The 21,213-nt window shown below is 45.0% G+C and carries 15 protein-coding genes, 1 tRNA gene and 1 pseudogene; 4 read left to right on the top strand and 13 right to left on the bottom strand.

Going from position 1 to position 21,213, the window contains the following annotated elements; genetic code table 11:
* Window positions 1–393 precede the first annotated feature (393 nt).
* Window positions 394–1,974, top strand: a complete 1,581-nt coding sequence (locus HMPREF2909_RS05850; protein WP_071415567.1) for an aminopeptidase P family protein — start codon at window positions 394–396, stop codon at window positions 1,972–1,974.
* A 56-nt stretch (window positions 1,975–2,030) separates the two neighbouring features.
* Here the strand turns inward: HMPREF2909_RS05850 and HMPREF2909_RS05855 are convergent, their stop codons facing one another.
* Window positions 2,031–3,269 carry an ROK family protein gene (locus HMPREF2909_RS05855; protein WP_071415568.1) on the bottom strand — a complete coding sequence of 413 codons (1,239 nt, stop codon included), beginning with the start codon at window positions 3,267–3,269 and terminating at the stop codon, window positions 2,031–2,033.
* 137 nt (window positions 3,270–3,406) lie between these two features.
* Between HMPREF2909_RS05855 and HMPREF2909_RS05860 the strand changes: the two genes are divergently transcribed.
* Complete coding sequence (locus HMPREF2909_RS05860; protein WP_071415569.1) at window positions 3,407–4,966, top strand: xylulokinase; 1,560 nt, start codon at window positions 3,407–3,409, stop codon at window positions 4,964–4,966.
* Between the two features lie 752 nt (window positions 4,967–5,718).
* Here HMPREF2909_RS05860 and xylA read toward each other — a convergent pair.
* The 3 genes from xylA to HMPREF2909_RS05875 form a co-directional block, all read right to left on the bottom strand.
* Window positions 5,719–7,059, bottom strand: coding sequence for a xylose isomerase (xylA, locus tag HMPREF2909_RS05865; RefSeq protein WP_021618183.1), 1,341 nt, complete (start codon window positions 7,057–7,059; stop codon window positions 5,719–5,721).
* Window positions 7,060–7,231: 172 nt separating this feature from the next.
* Complete coding sequence (locus HMPREF2909_RS05870) at window positions 7,232–9,886, bottom strand: FtsX-like permease family protein (RefSeq protein ID WP_071415570.1); 2,655 nt, start codon at window positions 9,884–9,886, stop codon at window positions 7,232–7,234.
* Between the two features lie 29 nt (window positions 9,887–9,915).
* On the bottom strand, window positions 9,916–10,665 hold the full coding sequence (locus HMPREF2909_RS05875) for an ABC transporter ATP-binding protein (RefSeq protein ID WP_071415571.1): 750 nt from the start codon (window positions 10,663–10,665) through the stop codon (window positions 9,916–9,918).
* Between the two features lie 253 nt (window positions 10,666–10,918).
* On the opposite strand from HMPREF2909_RS05875, the gene HMPREF2909_RS05880 reads away from it, so the two are divergent.
* Window positions 10,919–11,818: a carbohydrate kinase family protein gene (locus tag HMPREF2909_RS05880; RefSeq protein WP_071415572.1), complete on the top strand. Its 900-nt coding sequence runs from the start codon at window positions 10,919–10,921 to the stop codon at window positions 11,816–11,818.
* A 398-nt stretch (window positions 11,819–12,216) separates the two neighbouring features.
* On the opposite strand, the pseudogene HMPREF2909_RS05890 reads toward HMPREF2909_RS05880, so the two are convergent.
* The 9 genes and pseudogenes from HMPREF2909_RS05890 to HMPREF2909_RS05930 all read right to left on the bottom strand — a co-directional run.
* Window positions 12,217–13,011 (bottom strand): annotated as a pseudogene (locus HMPREF2909_RS05890) (hypothetical protein); the annotation flags it as partial.
* 29 nt (window positions 13,012–13,040) lie between these two features.
* Window positions 13,041–13,955 carry a glycoside hydrolase family protein gene (locus HMPREF2909_RS05895; protein ID WP_071415575.1) on the bottom strand — a complete coding sequence of 305 codons (915 nt, stop codon included), beginning with the start codon at window positions 13,953–13,955 and terminating at the stop codon, window positions 13,041–13,043.
* A 168-nt stretch (window positions 13,956–14,123) separates the two neighbouring features.
* Entirely contained in the window at window positions 14,124–15,179 is a 1,056-nt protein-coding gene (locus HMPREF2909_RS05900; RefSeq protein ID WP_071415576.1) for a LacI family DNA-binding transcriptional regulator, read from the bottom strand.
* 55 nt (window positions 15,180–15,234) lie between these two features.
* Window positions 15,235–15,900 (bottom strand): YesL family protein, encoded by a 666-nt coding sequence (locus tag HMPREF2909_RS05905; RefSeq protein ID WP_071415577.1) that lies wholly within the window; start codon window positions 15,898–15,900, stop codon window positions 15,235–15,237.
* Between the two features lie 41 nt (window positions 15,901–15,941).
* On the bottom strand, window positions 15,942–16,913 hold the full coding sequence (locus HMPREF2909_RS05910; protein WP_071415578.1) for a carbohydrate ABC transporter permease: 972 nt from the start codon (window positions 16,911–16,913) through the stop codon (window positions 15,942–15,944).
* Between the two features lie 9 nt (window positions 16,914–16,922).
* Complete coding sequence (locus tag HMPREF2909_RS05915) at window positions 16,923–17,876, bottom strand: ABC transporter permease (RefSeq protein ID WP_022856346.1); 954 nt, start codon at window positions 17,874–17,876, stop codon at window positions 16,923–16,925.
* 159 nt (window positions 17,877–18,035) lie between these two features.
* The gene (locus HMPREF2909_RS05920) at window positions 18,036–19,643 is read right to left on the bottom strand and encodes a type 2 periplasmic-binding domain-containing protein (protein ID WP_071415998.1); all 1,608 of its coding nucleotides are present in this window, start codon (window positions 19,641–19,643) and stop codon (window positions 18,036–18,038) included.
* A gap of 187 nt (window positions 19,644–19,830) precedes the next feature.
* Complete coding sequence (locus HMPREF2909_RS05925; protein ID WP_148130808.1) at window positions 19,831–20,232, bottom strand: diacylglycerol/lipid kinase family protein; 402 nt, start codon at window positions 20,230–20,232, stop codon at window positions 19,831–19,833.
* Window positions 20,233–20,296: 64 nt separating this feature from the next.
* Window positions 20,297–20,785 carry a diacylglycerol/lipid kinase family protein gene (locus HMPREF2909_RS05930; protein WP_168165269.1) on the bottom strand — a complete coding sequence of 163 codons (489 nt, stop codon included), beginning with the start codon at window positions 20,783–20,785 and terminating at the stop codon, window positions 20,297–20,299.
* Window positions 20,786–20,975: 190 nt separating this feature from the next.
* Between HMPREF2909_RS05930 and HMPREF2909_RS05935 the strand changes: the two genes are divergently transcribed.
* A tRNA-Gly gene (locus HMPREF2909_RS05935) sits at window positions 20,976–21,048 on the top strand.
* Window positions 21,049–21,213 lie beyond the last annotated feature (165 nt).

The raw sequence follows: 21,213 nt of genomic DNA on the forward strand, positions 1-21,213 counted from the left end.
GTAGTGCGGTTTGGTAGTGCGGTTTAGTGTGCTCTTACCCCTTCGCCTCTCGCTTAACCGTTTCATGCACCTCTTATGCCATTTTTGATGCGGAAAAATGGCTTCACAAGTGGCATATTGGATGTATGAATCGGTTAAGCTGCAGAAGAACAGTTCGAGCAGCACCCAGAACTGCCTGCGGACTCCCCAAGAACCGCCCATCCCCCTACACAACCCGCCTCCCCACTGATGCAATTAACCGCAACTCTCCATCCCATCTATGTGAACCCTGTCATATGAGCGCTCTAGAGTAGAGCTAAGCACATGAATTGACCTCGGTTCTGCCGAGTCTCAATATGTACTAGTTCTCAACATGTAACAGAGTTTTCCATACTTAGCTAAGGAGCATACTTTATGGTGTCTGTAAATGATCAAGCGCCTGAAACTCGCGCTGAAGCTGATGCTGCGGATTCTATGGCAGATCGCAAGCATAATCGCACTTTGCGCCCTGAATCCACGACATTTTCTGACTTTATGCTGTCCGGATGGGGCGATGAAAATGCGAATGTACAGCCTTTAGAGTCAAGTAAGTATATTCAGTCACGTTTAACTGCCCTCGGTGAGCGTTTCCCTGGTGAGCGTTTGGTGATTCCTGCTGGTCAGGCAAAAGTTCGTAACGATGATTGCGATTACGCTTTCCGCCCAGATAGTGCTTTTGCTTACTACACTGGTTTAGGTCAAGATTATGAGGCAGGCGCGGTCCTCGTTCTCAATCCTGTGGCTGAAGGTAGCGCTGATGCTGTTCGTGGCAAAACTCATAACGCTGTGCTCTATTTGCATCCTCGTAGCGATCAAAGCACGCAGGATTATTATCGTTCTGCAGCCTACGGTGAATATTGGGTGGGCGCTCGTCCAGGTTTGGACGGCATTAAGATAATGACTGGTTTAGATACTGCAGATATTGCAGGCTTAAACGACGCTTTAGCCAAAGACGTAGGTACTGAGCAAGGCGCCATCCGCGTGCGTATTATTCGCAATATTGATGTTGAAGTCACTGCAACTGTTGACGCTATACGTCAAGCAGGCGGTTTTGATAATCCTGATGCTACCGAGTCTGACGATAACACTTTCTACGAGTTCGCTTCTACTGCTCGTATGATTAAAGATGATTTTGAAGTGCGCGAAATACGCAAAGCAATTGCTGCCACTCATGACGGTTTTACTCGCATGTTAGAGGCTTTACCTGCGACGCGCGGTAAAGAACGCGGCGAGCGCATTTTGGAAGGTAAGTTTAACGCTAATGCACGCGAGCAAGGAAATGCCGAGGGTTATGGCACGATTGTTGCTTCAGGTGCTCATGCTCCAACCTTGCATTGGATGCGCAATACTGGAACTATCAGCAATGGAGAGCTGTTGCTTATTGATGCAGGTGTAGAAACAGATTCGCTCTATACCGCCGATATTACGCGCACCTTCCCTACGAGCGGTACTTTTACTCCTCTCCAACGTGAGCTCTATTCTGTGGTTTTGAAAGCTCAAAAAGCTGGTTTTGAGGCTGCTCAAGTTGGTGCTACATATTCCGATATTCATCATGCTTGCATGCGTGTTCTGACTGAAGCTCTCCATGATTGGGGTATTTTGCCGGTAAGTGTTGAAGAATCGCTCAGCCCTGAAGGTCAGCAGCATCGCCGCTGGCATGCATGCGGTGTGGCTCATCATTTAGGATTGGATGTGCACGACTGCTCGCAAGCACGCTATGAGTCTTATCAGGGAGCACAGATTACACCTGGTATGATTTTTACTATTGAGCCAGGATTGTATTTCCGTGAGAACGACATGCTTATTCCAGAAGAATTCCGCGGCATTGGTATTCGTATTGAAGACGATGTGCTGATGACCGAGAACGGTCCTGAATGGCTTTCTCACGATATTCCTAAGGAAATTGACGATGTAGAAGCTTGGATGGCTCAGACCGCAGCATCTGCTCGCAACTAAAAGCCGAAAAACCAAAATGATGGGGAGAGTTCATAAGAGCTCTCCCCATCCTCATATTAGTCAGACAGCAGGTACTCGCCTGCTTCATCAATCAAATGGCGTAAACCTAACTGAGCTGATCCGCGTAAAGCAGCGCGATTATCAATAACAGGAAAAGTAATCGTCAACTTATTTTTATGTACCGTATTTAACTGCATACTGACGCTTGTATATAACTGAGCCAGCCAGTTCGCGCCGAAGCGGGTCCAGAAGCCGCCAATAATAACGTTCGTAATATCAAGCATATTAATAGTCGATACAATAGCGGATGCCATAGCGCGCATGGCTTCAACCATCACTTCATCAACCTTGGCATCTGAACCGACCAGTTTTTGACTAATCCAAGCAAAGCCCTCATCAGCATCCATATGAGAAGCTCGAGAGCATCCTGCAGCATTGAGCAGAGCTTTACGACCAGCGTACATTTCCATGCATCCGCGACGTCCGCAACGGCAGACCGGGCCTCCCATCGACACCGATAAATGACCAATTTCTCCACTGACTCCATTATTGCCTGCAACTAATGTGCCGCGATCAACAAAAGCTCCACCCACACCTACATCAGTGGAAATATAAATAAAGGAATCAGCCAACGAGGTTGTATTTTCAGCATTATTCATACTTGAAGCAGTTACCGCATAGCCAGGAATTTGAGCAATAGCAGCCACATTTGCTTCGTTCAGAGGGGTGAGATGAAAGCGTTGCACCAAAGAAGTTGCCATTAAATCAACATTTTTCCAACCTAAGTTGGGAGCATCAATGAGCACGCCATCACTGGTTACCATGCCTGGAACAGCTAATCCACCGCACAAAATATGGCAACCTTGCACTTCATAATCGCGAACAACGGGAGCAATCATGCATTCTAACTGATCTAAAACATCCGTACGCTCGCTCACGCTTTCGGCATTATCTATCCACTGCTTATGCACAACAGTTCCGTTAAAATCTTGCAAAATAAAACCGTAACCATCCGTATGCACCTGCACACCTAAGCCCAGCCATTTCTGTGGTACAAATTCCAATGGATTACTTGGTTTACCCGTGCTCGCAAGCTGCTGCGGCTCGCCTTCTTGCAAAACTTGATGCTCAATCAAGTCGGACACAATAATGGAGATGGCCGCTTTCGTCATACCCGTTGTGCGCGCAATATGCGCACGACTGACTGGCTCTCGACTGCGTAAAATTGCACTGAGCACCACACCTATATTGTGCGCACGTAAATTTTCCTGATTTAATGCTTTTTGTCGTGCCATCTTACACCTCCGTTCGCTAATAATGATACTATGGAATAGTTAGTTAAGTCAATTAACATACTTCTGTGTATGGAGAACTAAATAGCTGCTCTTACTCTAGAAGGAAAGAGCCGAGAACGAGATTGCAAGGAGGCATAATGACTCGAGTTCTTGTTGCAGGTGTCGATACCTCAACGCAGTCATGCAAAGTGCGCGTTACCGATGCACTCACCGGAGAACTAGTACGCTTTGGACAGGCTGCTCATCCAGATGGAACATCTGTAAATCCTCAAGCTTGGTGGGATGCTTTCCAAGAAGCAGCTGCTCAAGCCGGCGGATTAGATGATGTATCTGCTCTTGCCGTGGGCGGTCAGCAGCACGGCATGGTTTTGCTCGACAACCAAGGTCGCGTTATTCGAGATGCTTTGCTGTGGAACGATACGCGAAGTAGCGTGCAGGCAGAAGCATTGATTAATGAATTGGGAGCCGCAGATAGTACTGATTCTGATTCGGGTTCTGGCTCTGGTTCTGACTCGGTTGGCAGACCTGATAACGCTGACGGTGCAAATAACGCCGACAGCGCCGACAGCGCCGATATTCAAGCGCGAGGCGTTGCGCGTTGGGTGCAGGCTGTTGGCTCATCTTTGGTCGCTTCGTTAACGATTACGAAAGTCGCTTGGGTAGCGCAGAACGAGCCAGAGAATGCCGAACGTATTGCCGCTATCTGTTTGCCTCACGACTGGCTGAGCTGGCGTATTGCCGGATATGGTCCGATTGAGAGTGGAGACGCCCAGTTGAACGCTCTCTTTACTGACCGTTCAGACGCTTCTGGTACCGCGTATTTTGATTCGGTCACTAATGAGTATCGTCGCGATTTATTAGAGATGGCTTTGGGTCGCTCGAACGTTGTTCTTCCGCGCGTGCTGAACCCTCATGAGGTAGGAGCTATTGCTGATCCTTATATTGCTGGAAAGAACGTAGAAGGCGGTTGCGTTATTGCTCCGGGCGGCGGAGATAATGCTATGGCTGCTCTTGGCTTGGGCATGAAGGCTGGAGATGTATCCGTATCTTTGGGCACTTCAGGCGTTGCAGCTGCTGTGAGCAACTCTCCTGCTTATGATTTAACCGGTGCTATTGCAGGTTTTGCTGATTGCACAGGACATTGGCTTCCTTTAGCGTGCACGATTAACGGTTCACGTATTTTGGATGCGGGTCGTCGAGCTTTGGGCGTTGATTATGATGAGCTTGCCACGTTAGCGCATGAAGCTCAGCCAGGCGCTAACGGCATTACTTTGATTCCATATTTTGATGGAGAACGCACTCCAAATCGTCCGAATGCTACCGCACAGTTCTATGGCTTGACTTTGGAAAACACAACACGTTCAAATATGGCGCGTGCGTTTATAGAAGCAGTATTGTGCTCACAACGCGACTGCTTAGAATATGTGAAAGCGCTAGGTGCTGATGTTCAACGCATTATGCTTATTGGCGGCGGAGCGAAGTCTCCTGCAATTCGCGCTTATGCTCCAGGCATATGGGGCACTGATGTGATTCTTCCTCACACCGATGAGTATGTTGCAATTGGTGCTGCACGTCAGGCGGCGTGGGTGGCACTGAGTACCGATGATATTCCTGCATGGGAATTAAATATTGATGAAGTTCTCAGCAGCTCCCCAACTCCTGAGGTTTACGAACAGTACGCTCGTTATCGAGCATAAAAACCGCAAGATTATCCCTGCTTGTAGATAGAACACTATCTCAGGCAGGGATTTTTACTTCTTTCTCTTCTCACCACCCACTCACCAGACCGAAAAACTAGGATTATATGGCAAAGCGACTCTTTGGACTTAGCGGGGGGGTGAGCAGAAGATGTTGTTTAGTAGGTTCCAGTTGATCCCTCAGAATGTCAGGTTTCAAGACATCGCCCCGATGCGAATGTGGTTATTTTTATATGTGAAGTCGACGCGCGCAACCGATATGCCAGTTTTGAAGCCATTTTTTACCCATCGAAACTGGCATAACAGATGTATGAATCGGTTAGGTAGAATGCGTTAGAACAATAGCCCTTCGAATTTAACGCAGTGTGAAGCCTGATTGTGCCGAACAGCCGCTAATCACACACCTGCAACCTAAAACCCCCGCTAAAAACCGAAGAACCAGTAAAACCTTCCCCATAAACATTTCATCGAATTTTGTAGATTGAATCCGAGCGCAGTAACACAGGCATATATTTTCGGACTATCCCAAGCCCTCGTTGAGCAAAACGTAGAGCACTCTACTAAGTCACGTTCCACGAGCCGCCAGTCCACACGCTCCTACCTACCTGCATCAAGAATAATCAGTTAAAACGAGCTGCACCAAGCCAAAGCCCCCAGCTCAAATCCCAAGAACTCAGAACTACGCCATACAACAAAGAAGCCAACACATCAGTGTTGACTTCTTTAAACAGAAGGAAAGAGAGATAAATAGCTTACTTTAAGGCTTCAAACATATAGTTATTGATTGTTGCCTTAACAGACTCAAGATGATCCGACTGAGTTGCTGCAATAAGCTCAGACTGTGGCTTGTCGAGAGCGTATTCTTCCAAGGAAGCTAAGGTTGCAGTACCGTCTTCAATGGTTGCACCAATACCGGAATCATAAGAGCTATAGCGCTGTGCCTGCAAGTTCTCAATATACTTGTCTTCGTGCATCTTGTCTGCAATAAGCAGGCCAGCAGCAAAGGCATCCATACCTGCGATATGTGAGCGGAAGAGATCTTCTGCTACGAATGAGGTACGACGTGGCTTTGCATCGAAGTTCAAACCACCATGAGGACCAATCTGGCCTTCTGCAAGAACTTCCCACATAACCGTGGTTGTTTCATACAAATCTGTTGGAAACTCATCCATATCCCACCCAATAAGCTTGTCACCCTGGTTGGCGTCGAGGGAACCGAGCACACCTGCTTCGCGAGCAGTACGGATTTCGTGCTGGTAGGTGTGACCAGCCAAGTTAGCGTGGTTGCCTTCGAGGTTGAGCTTCATTACATCCATCAGATCGTAGGTCTGCAAGAATGCGATAGCAGTTGCAGCATCGAAGTCGTACTGGTGCATGGTCGGTTCCTTAGCCTTTGGCTCAATGAGGAACTGTGCATCCAAGCCGATTTCCTTAGCGTAGTCGTTGCACATATGGAAGAACTGAGCCATATGAGCCTGCTCGCGCTTCATCTGAGTATTCCACAAGTTTTCGTAACCTTCGCGACCACCCCAGAATACGTAGTTTTCTGCACCCAAGCGCTTTGCAATCTCCAAAGAATGCTTCAGCTGACCTGCGGAGTATGCATAAATATCTGCAAATGGTGATGTAGATGCACCAGAAACAAATCGTGGGTTAGTAAACAAGGACGAAGTGTTCCACAGAAGCTTGACTCCTGTAGCCTTCATATTCTCTTCAATCTTATCCACTACCTTATCGAGGTTTGCATTGGTTTCACGCAAGGTATCGCCCTCTGGAGCAATATCGCGATCATGGAAGCAGAAATACTCCGCGCCCAGCTTAGTGAAGAATTCGAAGGCGTAATCAACCTTAGCCAAGGCTTCATCCATTGGATCTGAATACTTGCCATACCAAGGACGATGTGAAGTACCAGTACCGAATGGATCCACCAATTCCTGATCGAAGGTGTGCCACCATGCCACACCGAAACGCAACCAATCCTTCATCTTCTTGCCCGCAACAACACGATCTGCATCGTAGTAACGGAAACCAAGACCCTGCTCAACATTGTCAGTGCCCACGAATGGAATCTTTTCAACATCCCACAAACCCATTATGTAGCTCCTTTGCCAAACTATCTGTTTTCTTTCAGCCGTAGCTGCTGTTTATGAGAATACCAAACTTTACATAGTTTGTAAAGTCATTTAACTAACTCAGCGTTTCGCAAGTAATTCCAACGAAAAAGCCCCGCGATGCATTCAGCACCGCAGGACTTTTCTCGCAATTTTATTCTTCAGCCAATGCCTCTACAGGACTAACCTTTGCTGCTTGGCGTCCAGGCAACCATGCGCCCAGCATAGACGCAAGCACAATCACCGCAAACAGTCCTCCAAGCTGATCATATGGAAGCACAATCTTTACTCCCCCACTCAATCCATTAAATGGCAGAGTATACATGCCAATAATGCCGAAGGTAATACCCAGCCCAATACCCACTGCTGTAGAAACTGCAGAGGTGAGGAAGGATTCAAGCACAAGTAATCGGCGCATCTGACCTCGGCTCAAACCCAAAGCACGCAGTAAGCCATTTTCATGCTTGCGTTCCGCAACACTCAATCCTAAGGTATTAGCCACACCGACAAGCGAAATGACCAAAGATACACCCAAGAGAACCATGAAGACCATGACGATAACATTAAGCATTTGCATATAAATAGCACGCATAATATATCCACCAGATACCGACACATCAGAGCTCTTCTTATTCATAAAGGAGATGATCTCGTCGAACTTAGTTCCATCTTCAACCCGCATAATAACGCTCACTGTTGGAGCATCAGGAACAGAGCTCTTCAAATCTTCAGCAGTTAAACGCGCCGATCCCATAGAAACGGTCTTATCCTTAACTACCGTATAATCCTTGCACGAGGCAGAAGTATTATCTCCAGTTGTAGGCATAAAGCACAAAGTCATTGGTTTAGCAGTATCATAGCCCTCGTCAGGATTAACGTGCACTGTTCCCGAAGCAATCTCAGGCATAGAAGAGCGTGCAATATCCTTCATATCCGGATAACCAAGAACCTGCACAATATCATCAGCTTTATTGTTCACGGTAGCTTTAGCACCTGTAACCAGAGCAGTTTTGCGAGCATGCTTATAACTACTTAAGTCTTTAATCTCCTTACGAGTCAAAGTACCTTTCAAGCTCGTCGCAGTAATATCAATTGGATACTCAATGCTGAGCATAGAATCAAGAGTGCTTTGTACAGACGCAACACCTACGAAAATTGTAGACATGAGCACCACACCAATAATTACTGCCACACCCGTAGATGCAGTACGACCAGGATTGCGCACCACATTACCGCGCGCTAAACGTCCTACTGGAGTGCGCACAAGAGCACCCACTGCATGAATCAAGTATGGAAGAACAACCGAGAAAATCATCATAGCTGCAATCCAGCAGATAAAAGTAGCCAGTACTACTATGCCGAAGCGCATGTAGATTTCATTTTCTTCTTCATGAGGCATTCGCAAGCCATAAACAATACCTGCGATGCTAGCAGCCAAAATAACAGCACCAATAATCAGACGCACACGGTGGCTACGCTTTGTTTCTTGCACTGATTGCACAGGAGATAGAGCATCCAAAGGAGAGACCTTCGAAGCATCGCGAGCTGGAGCAATACCAATCAAAGTGGTCAAAACGCTGGCAACAATCCATGTAACAAGAATGCCCTTCCATGGCAAAATAGTTAGACTTTCTGCATAGCTAGCAGCTACACCGAGCTGAACTTGCAGAACCAAGCCCACAAGAGAACCTACTGTTACACCAATGAGCGAAGATACCATACCTGCAATAGAGGTTTCACGGAATAAGAGAGTGCGCACTTGCTTTGCCTGCGCACCCACAGCACGCAACAATGCCAGTTCGCGACGGCGTTGCAATGCAATCACACGGAAGGTTGTGCCCACAATAATAGAAGCAACGAAGGCTGCCAAAAGAGGGAAAAGCAATGCCATAGACGTCATATATGTTGCAGAATTGAGCTGAGCTTTCTTACCTGAGTCCACAAACTGCTGAGATTCGTAAGCCACATATTCTATGCCTGCTTTCTCTGCATCAGTATTAACAGATTTCAAAGCATTCTTCACATTAGCAGTTAACTCTTTTTGCGCTTGAACACTCGATTGTGGAGACCGTAAGGCAGAGTCATCTGGCACAAGCTTGTAGCTGTCTGTCATAGAGGATCCACCGACTGCTTCAGCACCCTGCAGAGTAACAAAAACCGTATTGATATCGAATTTCGAACTTACAGTAATACCTGAAACTTTGAGATCATGAGCGTCTTGAGTACCAGCTGAACGCACAGATACCGTATCGCCTACTTTTACATTAAAGTAGGATGCTGCTTCACTATCGATTGCAATTTCTTTATCCGAAGACGGAGCATATCCAGATGCATACTGTTCAGTTGCCAAAGGAGCCTGTTGGGTGTACGACATAGTACGCAAAACAGTTTTATCGCCATACGCAACTTCCGTATTTATGGAACCTTTCAAAAGCAGATAACTGCCCCTATCCTGCACGCTTGCAGTAGTAGGAACAACTCGTTTCACGCCCGATACTGAACGCAAAGCATCCAGAAGACGAGATTCATCATTGGTTGAAGCTTGATTAGCCAAGTTTTGCAGTGAAGAACTGTCAGACTCTTCGCTGCTTTCATCTTCTGTATCTATATACTCTTTGCCAACAATTACTGCCGTTCCTCGAGTAGAGTTTTCATACGTTGCTGTATATTGATGAGACATTCCTCCCACCAAAGTAAGTGCCAGCACAACAAAAGTAGATGCAATAGTAACTGCAATAGCAGTAGAAATATATCGCGACGCATGACGACGCACGTTAGCGCCAATCAGTTTATTAATAGCTGAAGCCATCTTCTTCCCCTCCTATTTCCTCGTACCACCTATAACAAGGAAACAACCTGATCCGGGGTTGCTCCTACCATATCGGCTTTAATGAAGCCATCTGATACGACAATAACGCGATCAGATACGCTGGCTACCGCTGGATTATGCGTTACCATAATTACTGATTGTCCAAACTCATCTACTGCTTGGCGAAGGATAGATAGCACTTCATCGCTAGTTTTAGAGTCCAAGTTACCCGTTGGCTCATCAGCAACGATAATTGCCGGACGTGCTACTAAAGCACGAGCTACTGCCACACGCTGCTGCTGGCCACCAGACAGTTCGGATGGGCGATGCTTCAAACGATCGCTCAGACCTAAGACCTGTACAACGCGAGACATCCATTCTTTGTTAATCTTTTGATTGGACAGCTGCATAGGCAGCAAAATATTGTCTTCCACGTTTAAGGTTGGCACCAGATTAAAGGACTGGAAAATAAAGCCAATGCGTGAGCGACGCAGCTCAGTAAGTTCCTTATCTTTCAGATGCGTAATATCAATGCCATCTACAGTTACCACACCCTTCGTTGGATTATCGAGACCGGCAATAACGTGAAGCATGGTTGATTTTCCAGATCCAGAAGGACCCATAATAGAAGTAAATTCACCCTTATTAATGACTAAGTCGATGCCTTTGAGTGCACGAACTCGCGTGTCACCTCGACCATAAATCTTAGTTACGTCACTCAAAGAAACAACTGGCGACTTTACTTCAGGTACTGATTGATTTTGCAATGTAGTGTTCATGGTTTCATTTAATCACGCGGCATCTGTTCACTACACCCTCAAACACACCCACATTGTCCCTGAAAAGCACTCACCATCTTCAGGGTTTTCCCTGAATAGACATCAAACCTTCTGCATAGTACATTGAATAAGTAGGTAGCGTTAAACGTTTAACGTCTCTCTCGATACAAGTTAAGGCGTGTCGGACTCAACCGATTAAGTTGCATATTTTCTGCGGTTAGCGCTAGACTATCCAGAGGAAGAAAGGAACACCATGACACAACCTATCGTGGTCAGCCTCGGCGAAATTCTGTGGGACATGCTCCCTGAAGGAAAGCGCGCAGGCGGCGCCCCAGTAAACTTTACTTATCATGCTTCTCACAATGGTTCCGTTGGACGCTCCATCAGTGCTGTTGGAAACGACTCTTTAGGTGACGAGCTTGTAGCAGCTGTGAAGAATGCCGGCATTGATGCCATTATTCAACGCAATGACTTCCCTACTGGCACAGTTGGCGTAGTACTCAATGATGGTATTCCGACATATGAGATTGTTGAAGGCGTTGCATGGGATCATATTGCTTTGACTGATGAACTCATTGATGTTGTTGCACAGGCAGATGCTGTATGTTTCGGTTCTTTGGCTTGCCGTGAGGAAGAAAGCCGCAACACTTTGCTTGAACTGCTCAAGCACACCAAGCCAGGCGCTTTGAAGTACTATGATATTAATATTCGCGCTGATTACTTCTCTCAAGAACTTATTGAAGAACAGCTTAAGGCTGCAACTGTATTCAAGATTAACGATGACGAACTTGAGCTCTTGCGCCCTATGTTCAATGTTGACGGTTCTGATGAAGAAGCATGCGCATGGTTCATTAAGAACTATGATTTAGACTACATGATTTTAACTGGCGGTTCACGCTTCTCCATTATTATGCACAAGGATGGCGAAGTCTCCCACGTAAAGACACCTCGCGTAAAGGTGAACGATACTGTGGGCGCTGGAGATTCCTTCTCTGGTACTTTCACCAGCGAAATTTTGCGTGGAACTCCACTGCACGAAGCTCATGTTCGTGCATGCAATGTTGCCGCTTATGTGTGCACTCAGGCTGGAGCATGGCCAGAGTATCCAGAAAATATTCCTGATTATGTTCAGCAGCAAGGTCTCGATAAGTAGACCATTTTTATACAGATAAGTGGAAGTAGCCATTGGTTACTTCCACTTTTTTATTTCTCGTATCTGCAGATACAGTGTTCCGCATTTTCATTATTATCAGGTCTTAACTCAACACAACATGTAAGTTTAACTGGTTCTTGGGGTTGTGCCACGCTCACAACATCCACGCCGTCCCAGCCTACACAACCCCGCTAAGTCCGAAGAGCCGCTTTTCCGCGCTTTTTTGGATTGCGTTTTCTCTGATTCCCATTGCAGCAGATAGAGTTTGAGCTATGCCATTCTCTGTCCACATGAAAAACATGTTGCTCTCGAGACCGTCCGGTCCTGCATTCCGTTCCAAAACTGAAACCCACTGCATAGCATTGATGGCGAGTACTTGTATACCCGCCATCAGTTTCTTAATGTACGTTTTTTAGCTCACGTATTGCAGCTAGTTTTATTCCTGCAGAGGTCGTAAATTCGAAACTCTCTAAGAAGGTTACAGACTGAGCCAGCTGTCCTGGAGCGTCAAAGATAAAACTACCTGCATCTTCACCCTTATTAATAAAGACTTCGAGAACCGTTCCATCCATAAATATCTCCACTGTGTGCACGGAATCAACATGAGTGGAATAGAACAATGCGTCCATTCCTGTGCCACGAATAGATATACCAATAACTCCATCTCTACGTTCCAGATGAACCGATGCATCGCCTTTTTCAGCAAGTATCACATCAAAGTCACTTTTAACTTCTTTGCTGTCAGCATCAAGCTCAATCCGAGCATAATATGGGCTATCCGCGTCTGCAGTGCTCAATTTATCTTTGACTGCGTAGTCAAAAATTTCTTGAACTGGGTAGCTTCTTAAAGTACCATCCACAATATGAAGTTCGCGCGGGAAGGTCATGGTGCCATTGCTTGCACTCGTGCTTTTACGACGCTGACCATACCATTCTACCAACCAACCCACAGCAATTCGACGTCCCCGCTCGTCTTCGAAAGACTGCACAGCATAGAATGCACTGCCAAAATCACACAGTCCACGCGATTGCACGTTGAGGCGTAGAAGAGGTGCATCTTGTGTGCCTTGCTGAACAATATTTCCTACGTACCAGTTCACTGGTTGGAATGCTCCACGCGAATCGCGCACATGCATAAGAGCAGCAATTGATACCTTACGCCCGTCTGGTTCAAAAGTATCGGGACATTCATAAGTCTTTGCTACACCATATTCATACTCTGCTAATAAAGCTCCTGAATATGTCCACGATTCTGGTTTCCCAAATCGGAACCTGGTGAAGCAATATAACCAGCAATAACTGGAACAATTTCAGTAGAAGCAGTCCATTTCTCGCAGTCTGCACTATCCCATGCAGACTCAGTAAACCAATGTCCAGCAGGAGTCATTGATTCCACGTCGAAAGCGCGTACTCCCTGAGCTTCACTGAAATATCCGTTATCAAAACCTGCAGGCAGATTGGTAGCAATGGAAATAAAGCTCGAGCCTTCTTCCACACCTTCTACCCCACGCAAAGCAGTAACATCAATTTTAGAATCTCTAAAATCTACTCCAAAATCATCAGCTTCACGATCAATAATCATCTGTGGCTTCGTAAAATGAATACCATCTGTACTAGAGCACATATATTGGCATTCAACTTCAGTCTCTGCTGTTATACGTGGAATCTCATGATGATATGTGAAGAAAATATTAATTGCTATGGCATTAGCACCATTGCATGGCTGACCGTCAGCATCAACAGGAAGAGCGGAACCAGAGAAAGCTCCTCCCACCCATTCATCATCTGCATAAATAACATCATGCGCATCGAGTGCCACAGGCAGATGCGTCCAATGTACTAAATCATGGCTAACTGCATGTCCCCAATGCATTGGACCCCAATCCCATCCAAAAGGATCAAACTGGTAGAACATATGGTACACTCCATTGAACTGCACTAAACCGTTAGGATCATTCATCCAATTGACTGGTGGCTCGAAATGAGTTGAGCTCTGGGAAACCCGAGGCAATTCAGGTTCAGCACTGTAATCGAGCATTTTAATACCTTGTTCATAGATATTTTCGCACTCACTCAAATAGCCGAACGTAATGCGAGCGCGCTCAGCAGTAATACTAATCTGAGTATCGTGTGGCACTGTAGCGCTGGGAGGAAGTATTTATCTGAGTTATTAATTGTGAGATTATGTGTGTCATTCTTATAGTCAAGGAGAATCTGAGCATCATTGCCTTCACGTACTCCGTAAAGATCAATACGAGCGTAGTTAGAGGTGTTATAGCGCATAATACTTATCTCTCTGTGTATTTTATTGTTTTTGATTGATTGTTACTACTGATTGTCTGCGTATCATTGCGCATTCAACTGCAGTAGCTGATGGTGTTAGTTGAGTTAGTTGTACTCCGCTGGTAAATGGCGTCATCTTCTGCATTATGATGGATGACTGGCTAATTTGCTCAACAAGTTTGTAGACTGCCCAATACCCCATCTCGTAATGTGGTAGTTCAATTGATGTGAGACCTGGACGTAGAGAGTTGATAATCAGCGGCTGGTTATCAACGCTAACGACGCTTATATCTTGCCCAATATGTATTCCTCGACGTTCTGCTTCTGCATAGATAAAGCCTGCACGAATATCGTTAAAACACACTATGCCATCAGGTTGTATATTATCGAGAACATGAGCTGCACCGTAGGAGAAGGCATCCTCATCTGTGTAGCCTTCATCGATAGGTTCTAAACCAGCTTCGTACATTGCATGCTCATACCCCTTATAGCGTAGTTCTTGAGCAATAAGGTCAGGAAGAGCGTCAAAAAATGCTATGCGAGTGCAGCCAGCATCGATAAGTTCACGAGTTGCCATGTATCCAATTTTTTCTTCATCTGGACAAATAGAGCTGACTCGCCCATCCTCATCAGTGCCGTCAATAATAACCGTCTGCTCATGTGCAAGATTCTTAGGGATCTGCACACGTTGGTTATACATGCAGGCGTATAAGTAACCGTCTACTCCATAGTGTTTGAGCGCCTCAATTTCTTCGGCTTCAAGCTGTTTATTTCCTTGACTGTTCACAATAACAAGGAGGTAACCTAACTCGCGTGCTGCTTGCTGCGCTCCTACCACAATGCGCCCAGCAAACGGAGTACTGGCAATATGATCGCTCAGGAATCCCAGAATGCGCGTGCTATTGGTTTTTAGGCTTCTAGCCATGAGATTTGGTTTATATCCTAATTCGCGGGCTTTTTCTTGAACTTGCTCAATAATATGTGGCTTTACACGTTTCTCTGCTTTACCGTTGAGAACCATAGACACGGTAGCTGTTGATACATTGAGTTCTCGCGCAATATCTTTAATCGTTACCACTGCTACCTCGCCTCTTTGCTATGAAAAGCTTCATATTTTACTCTCTTCATCCATTCTAACCGAGGGTAACGGGAGCTAAATCTTCGTGTTCACGAGGGTCTAAACCAGGTAACTTGCCAAAGCAATACACAATAATTTCTGCAGCAAAAGCAAAAGCGGATGTTCCGAACCCAATAATAAGACCTGGCCACTGTACGTAGCACCACGCAATCATAAAAATTGCACAGCCCAACAGAACAGAGCATAAAGGACGAGCAATCACCATGCTGAAGGCATAGCGCATAATCCACGTTGTTCTCTCACTAAAATGCGATTGCACTGCCCAGCACATGGCACTCCATAGAATCATAACGGCGAGGAGAACAACGAAGAAGCCAGATAATACTACACCCAGCATTCCCGTGCGCACATTCCAGTTAACAATGAAATAATCATAGGCTAGAAGCAGACTTATACCGAATTGCAACCATCCAATAGCCTGTGCGCTGCGCATACTCGCCTTCCATTCACGATGGAAAACTAACCATGTTTCGCGCACACGCCATGAACGGTCATCGCTCAGAAACCATACTCGGTAAGTATTATGTGCGGCTGCAATAGCGGGAAAAAATCCTACAACTACAGCTCCCATGAGTGTATGCACAACAATAGCCACATGAACCGTAAAAATGATGACAATAGTGCGGCAGAATTTCTCGTAGAGAACAGCAAACTGAGCCATGATTCCTTCGTCCTTTATATATTTTCGTTAATATCGTCGCGTTAACCCTTAACTGCACCCAGCATAACGCCCTTGTTAAAGTAGCGCTGAAGGGATGGATACAGTATGAACAGCGGCACAGTCGAGACAATAATAATCGCGAATTTAATCTGATCGGCAGCTCGAATCAAATCCAAAGAATTAATATTGGTTGTTACATTCACTTGGTTAACGAGTAATAACTGTTGAAGAACGTTTTGCAACGGTTGTTTATCCCAGTCAGTCACAAAAATCAAACCGGTCATATAATCGTTCCAATGTCCTACGAAATAATACAAACCAATCACAGCTAAAATAGCGCTCGACAGTGGTAATACAACGCGCATAAAGTAGCCGATATAGCTCATACCGTCAATCTTCGCAGCATCAAAAAGCTCCTCAGGAATGGATGTTTCAAAGAAGGAGCGAGCTACAATCACTTTGTACACACTTACAGCTCCTGGCAAAATAAATACCCACATGGAATTCAAGATGCCCATGTTCTTATACAGAAGATAGCTTGGAATCAAGCCGCCGGAGAAGAACATCGTAACAGTAAAGAGAAACAGAATAATACGACGTGGCTTAAACTCACTGCGAGACAAAGCAAAAGCACACGGAATAGTCACGACCATATTCACCAGAGTGCCCAGAACACAGTAAATAAGAGTGTTCTTATAGCCCGTCCAGATCTGCGAGTTTTCAAAAACTTTCGCATAACCATTCCATGCTACGCCATGAGGAATAAGCTTCACAGCTCCATTAGCCACAGCAGATGAATCAGATACCGAAGAAATAGTCACAAACCATAGCGGATATATCATCGCTAAAACCGTGAAAATAAGCAGACCATAAATAATAACGAGAGCTACATGATCCGATGGCTTCTTCTTATAACGCACTTTTGGATTCCATGGAACATCCGCTGAACTCAACGCCACCTTAGCGACCTGTGGTAAAGCTGTAGAAGTCTGAGGCTGAGAAATAACAGTCATGATTCATCCTTAGAAAATGCTCGACTTAGTGGCCTTCTTAGAAATGAAGTTTGCCACAATCAGGAACAGGAAGTTAACCACAGTATTAAACAGACCGATAGCTGTGGAGTAAGAGAATTGGCTATTTAGAATACCAATCTTGTAGGTATAGGTAGAAATAACTTCAGTAGCAGGCAGGTTCAGGGAGTTCTGCATCAGGAAGATCTTATCGAAACCTACACCAAGAATAGAGCCCATACTCATAATGAGCAGAACCGTCATTGTTGGCATAATTGCTGGAATATCAACGTAACGAATGAGTTGGAAACGTCCAGCACCATCAATTTTTGCGGCTTCATATAAAGAGGTGTCCACAGATGAAAGAGCTGCCAAGTAAATAATGGAGTTCCATCCCACATGCTGCCAAATCTCTGAGATCCAATAGACAGCAGTAATAACATGTGTGTCACCCAAAATACTGGTATCGCCAAAGAACTGACCTAAAATACCAGTTTTTGGAGTCAGGAAAATATTAATCATGGACACAATAACCACAACAGAAATAAAGTGCGGCATATAGGTAATAGTCTGAACGAAACCTTTAATTTTTGGAGAGGAAATCTGGTTAATCAGCAAAGCCAAAATAATTGGAGCAATAAAGCCCATAACCAATGTCCACAAGCTGATGCGAATGGTGTTTCCCATAATCTCACCAAAAAGCGGACTGTTAAAGAACTTCTCAAAGTAGCTAAAGCCTACCCACTGCCCACCGGTTAATCCCTTATCTGGATCGAATTCACGGAAAGCCAGCTGAATTCCCCACATAGGAATATAGGCAAAAACAAGAACAAAAATTAAAGCAGGAGCAGCTAACAGCCATAACTGCCAATAAAGCTCAGTATGACGTTTAAACGACGCCAAGGGTGAAAGTTTTTTCTTCTGATAAGCGGTGCTTTCTCCACCACTACGTAATGCACGTGTCATGTGAATTCCTTCTATGAAAACCATGAGAATAAAGCGAACGATAGCGTTGATGTATGCCATACAGCCAAGCTAAGGGGAACCTAGGTGCTCGTTTACCAGAAACGAGAGAAGAGTAAAGAGCACCTAGGACGTTGCACAGAGGTTTAGACGAGCACTGATTTACTTCTCAGCTACGTCATAAGCCTTCTGCCAGATATAAATATTCTGATCTAAGCCGAGGGATTTGTCATTTACTTGCTTCGCATACTCATCCCACTGCTTATCGATACCACCCTTTTGGAACCATGTGGCCAACATATTGTCGGCGTAGTTAAAAATGGAGGTATTATTCGTTGACAAGGTATCAAGATCTTTAGCGCTTGGAGTAGCATAGATTGACACCACATCAGTTTTTTCGTTCACATTATCGAGTGCTGGCTGAACGGCTTCATTATCCGCCGATACTGCGTCTGCATTGGTGTCGTTGAGAATAGTGTAATCATCTGGAATCCATCCTGCAAAACGATCTTGAGCGGCAATTTCGCGAGTATCCACGTACTTTTCGTATACCTTATCCGAGATAGTGTATGTGTTGTTATCGGACTTGGTTACATATTTATCGAGATCGCCATAATACTGCTGGATGGAAATTTCTGGATCATACATAGCATTAATAATCTTCCAGATTGCATCCTTATTAGGAGCTTTCTTGCTGACTGTTAATGCATTAGCAAGTTCTGTATAGTCCTGACTATAGTCCCACTTTACCTGAGAATCAGATTGATCCGCGGTTTGCTTGAGCACAGGAACAGATGCATATTGATTAGCCAAAGTTCCATACTCACCTTGACGAGACCAACCGAAGGAGAAACCAGTTATTGCTGTTTTACCATCGCTAGTTGTTTGTGCAGCATACTTCGATCCGTCACGGGTTAAGGAATCCTTAGGGATAAGACCTTCTGACTGCAGCTTATTGAGGAACTTGATTGTGTCTTTCAACGCATTGCTTGTCAAATAGCTTTTAACTTTGCCATCCTGCACATAGTAACCTTGAGATTCAGCAGAAGATCCCATAAAAGCAGTGGTTACTCCGGTTGAATTCATCAAAGTAAGAGCAGACCACAAACCAAAGTTGAGACCGCGAATATTCATTGGCACTTCATCTGCTTTACCATTACCGTTAGGATCTTGAGTTTTAAATGCTTTCAAAACATTTTCAAGCTCGTCCCATGTTGTTGGCATAGACAGTCCTAACTTATCGAGCCATGCTTTATTAATAAACATATGTGTAGCAGATACGCGATACCCCTTACCGCGATCAGATGGGAGAATCTGAATCTTTCCTTCATCTTCTACCATCTTCTGAGCTACTGGTCGAGCCGTGAAGAATTTCTGAACATTCGGCATTTTCTTGAGATGAGGTGCTATATCTTCAAACTGGCTGGAGTACTTGGAAATATCGTTACGATCATACATAGACATACCAATATCCGGAAAATCGCCAGCAGCCATTTTTGCACTCTTCTGCTGGCCCCATGCGTTATCAGTAATTTCAGTCCATTCAATCGAGCAATCGCAAGCTGCTTCCAACTTTTTCGTCCAACCCATTGACGAGAGCTTAACCGCTGTTGTGTTTCGACGCATAGAGATACGAACAATCGGTTTACCATCTTTGGTTGTTGTTGGCTTTGAGTTACCTGAGCATGCACCCAGAACAGATATTCCTAATGCAACTGAACATGCTACAGCACATGCCTTCATTGTTCGAGATATAGCTGGACGGACCATAACCATCCCTTCCTTCTGATTTTCACTGGGGAGTACCCTACCCCGTAAGACCACCGTGGTCTTGCGATAGTTTTTATTAAAATAAGTTAATCGTTTAACGTCAAACGTTTAACGTTTTCGGCGTGTCGCAAGAGACAGCATAAAAAATCGGCACTCGCAAACGAGCACCGATATATAAGTAAAACCTCTATAAACCGAGGAATTGCACAGCTTGAGGCAATAAGGAAATACTTATATCGTTCGATTTATAAGCTACTTCCCCATCTGTTTGAACCCATACAGGAACATTCGTTGTAATGCGATATACTCGCCCACGTGCCATATGAACACCGCGAGAGCTAGTATGATATCCCTTCATTGCGCGCGGAATAAGATGCACAAGCTCAGTTTTCTTAACCCCTTGAGCAATACATGAATCAAGCTGTCCATCATACGGCGATGCTTGCGGACAGAATTTAAATCCACCGCCCTCATACGGTTCATTCATAACCGCCACAAAAAGCGTATCGTCATATCTACAAACTTCTCCATCAATATCCACAGATACAGAAAATCCTCGATGCTTAAAAATCCCGGCAGTGCAGCGCATAAATAGGCAAGCTGAGAAAGATGTAATCGCGATAACCTATCGCTCACATCCGAATGCAAAACTTTTACACACACATCTGCATCAAAACCAATACCCGCAGCATTATTGAAATGCCATTGTTTTGCGGCAATATCCAGCGCTCTGCCTTGATCATCAAACACGTATTATAGGTGAGAACACCCATATCTAGTGAAAGCACTCGACTTACATCAGTAATGCGCTCAATAATATCTTCATACGTGCCAGAAATAGAATTCGAATGCACAAAATTATTGCCACTTCCAGCAGGAATAAGACCAAGATATGTTTTATTAAAATTCATTATGCCATTCACAGCAACACTAAGCGTACCATCGCCCCCGATAATAATATAAACATTTTCAGCATCATCACTAACATCGCTGAGATCTCGCACAATATCATGTACAACATACGTGCGCATTGGAAAATGAACAGAATGCTCTATTCCCTTTGCGCGCAGAATTGACTGCACTTCACGCCATGCTTTAAGCGCACGCCCCCCATAGGGATTAACTACGCAATGAAATCGCATACGAGAATCCTTCTTCTTTATTGGCATTGGTTCTATAGCACCCGAGCATCTTCTTTAACGCTCGACCTTCGCTGATATTCGATGCTCAACAGCGAACACCTGAGCAACACACGGGAAGAAAGAAGACTTGCACATATGAAACTTTTACTATATAGTGTTCTTTCGTGCTCAGTACTTTACCGAACACACTGCGGACATAGCTTAGTTGGTAAAGCGCGACCTTGCCAAGGTCGAGACCGCGGGTTCGAGTCCCGTTGTCCGCTCTTTTTTGTTTCTCATGATTTATGCTTGGTGTTAAATATCTCTGGTTTGATTCGTTTAACCTACTTGATTCACTTACCGGCTTAATCCCACTTAACCGATTAACACACCTCTTATGCCAGTTTTGATGCAGAAAAATGGCTTCAAAAGTGGCATATCGGTTGCGC

Source organism: Alloscardovia sp. HMSC034E08, assembly GCF_001813415.1.
Taxonomy (GTDB): domain Bacteria; phylum Actinomycetota; class Actinomycetes; order Actinomycetales; family Bifidobacteriaceae; genus Alloscardovia; species Alloscardovia omnicolens.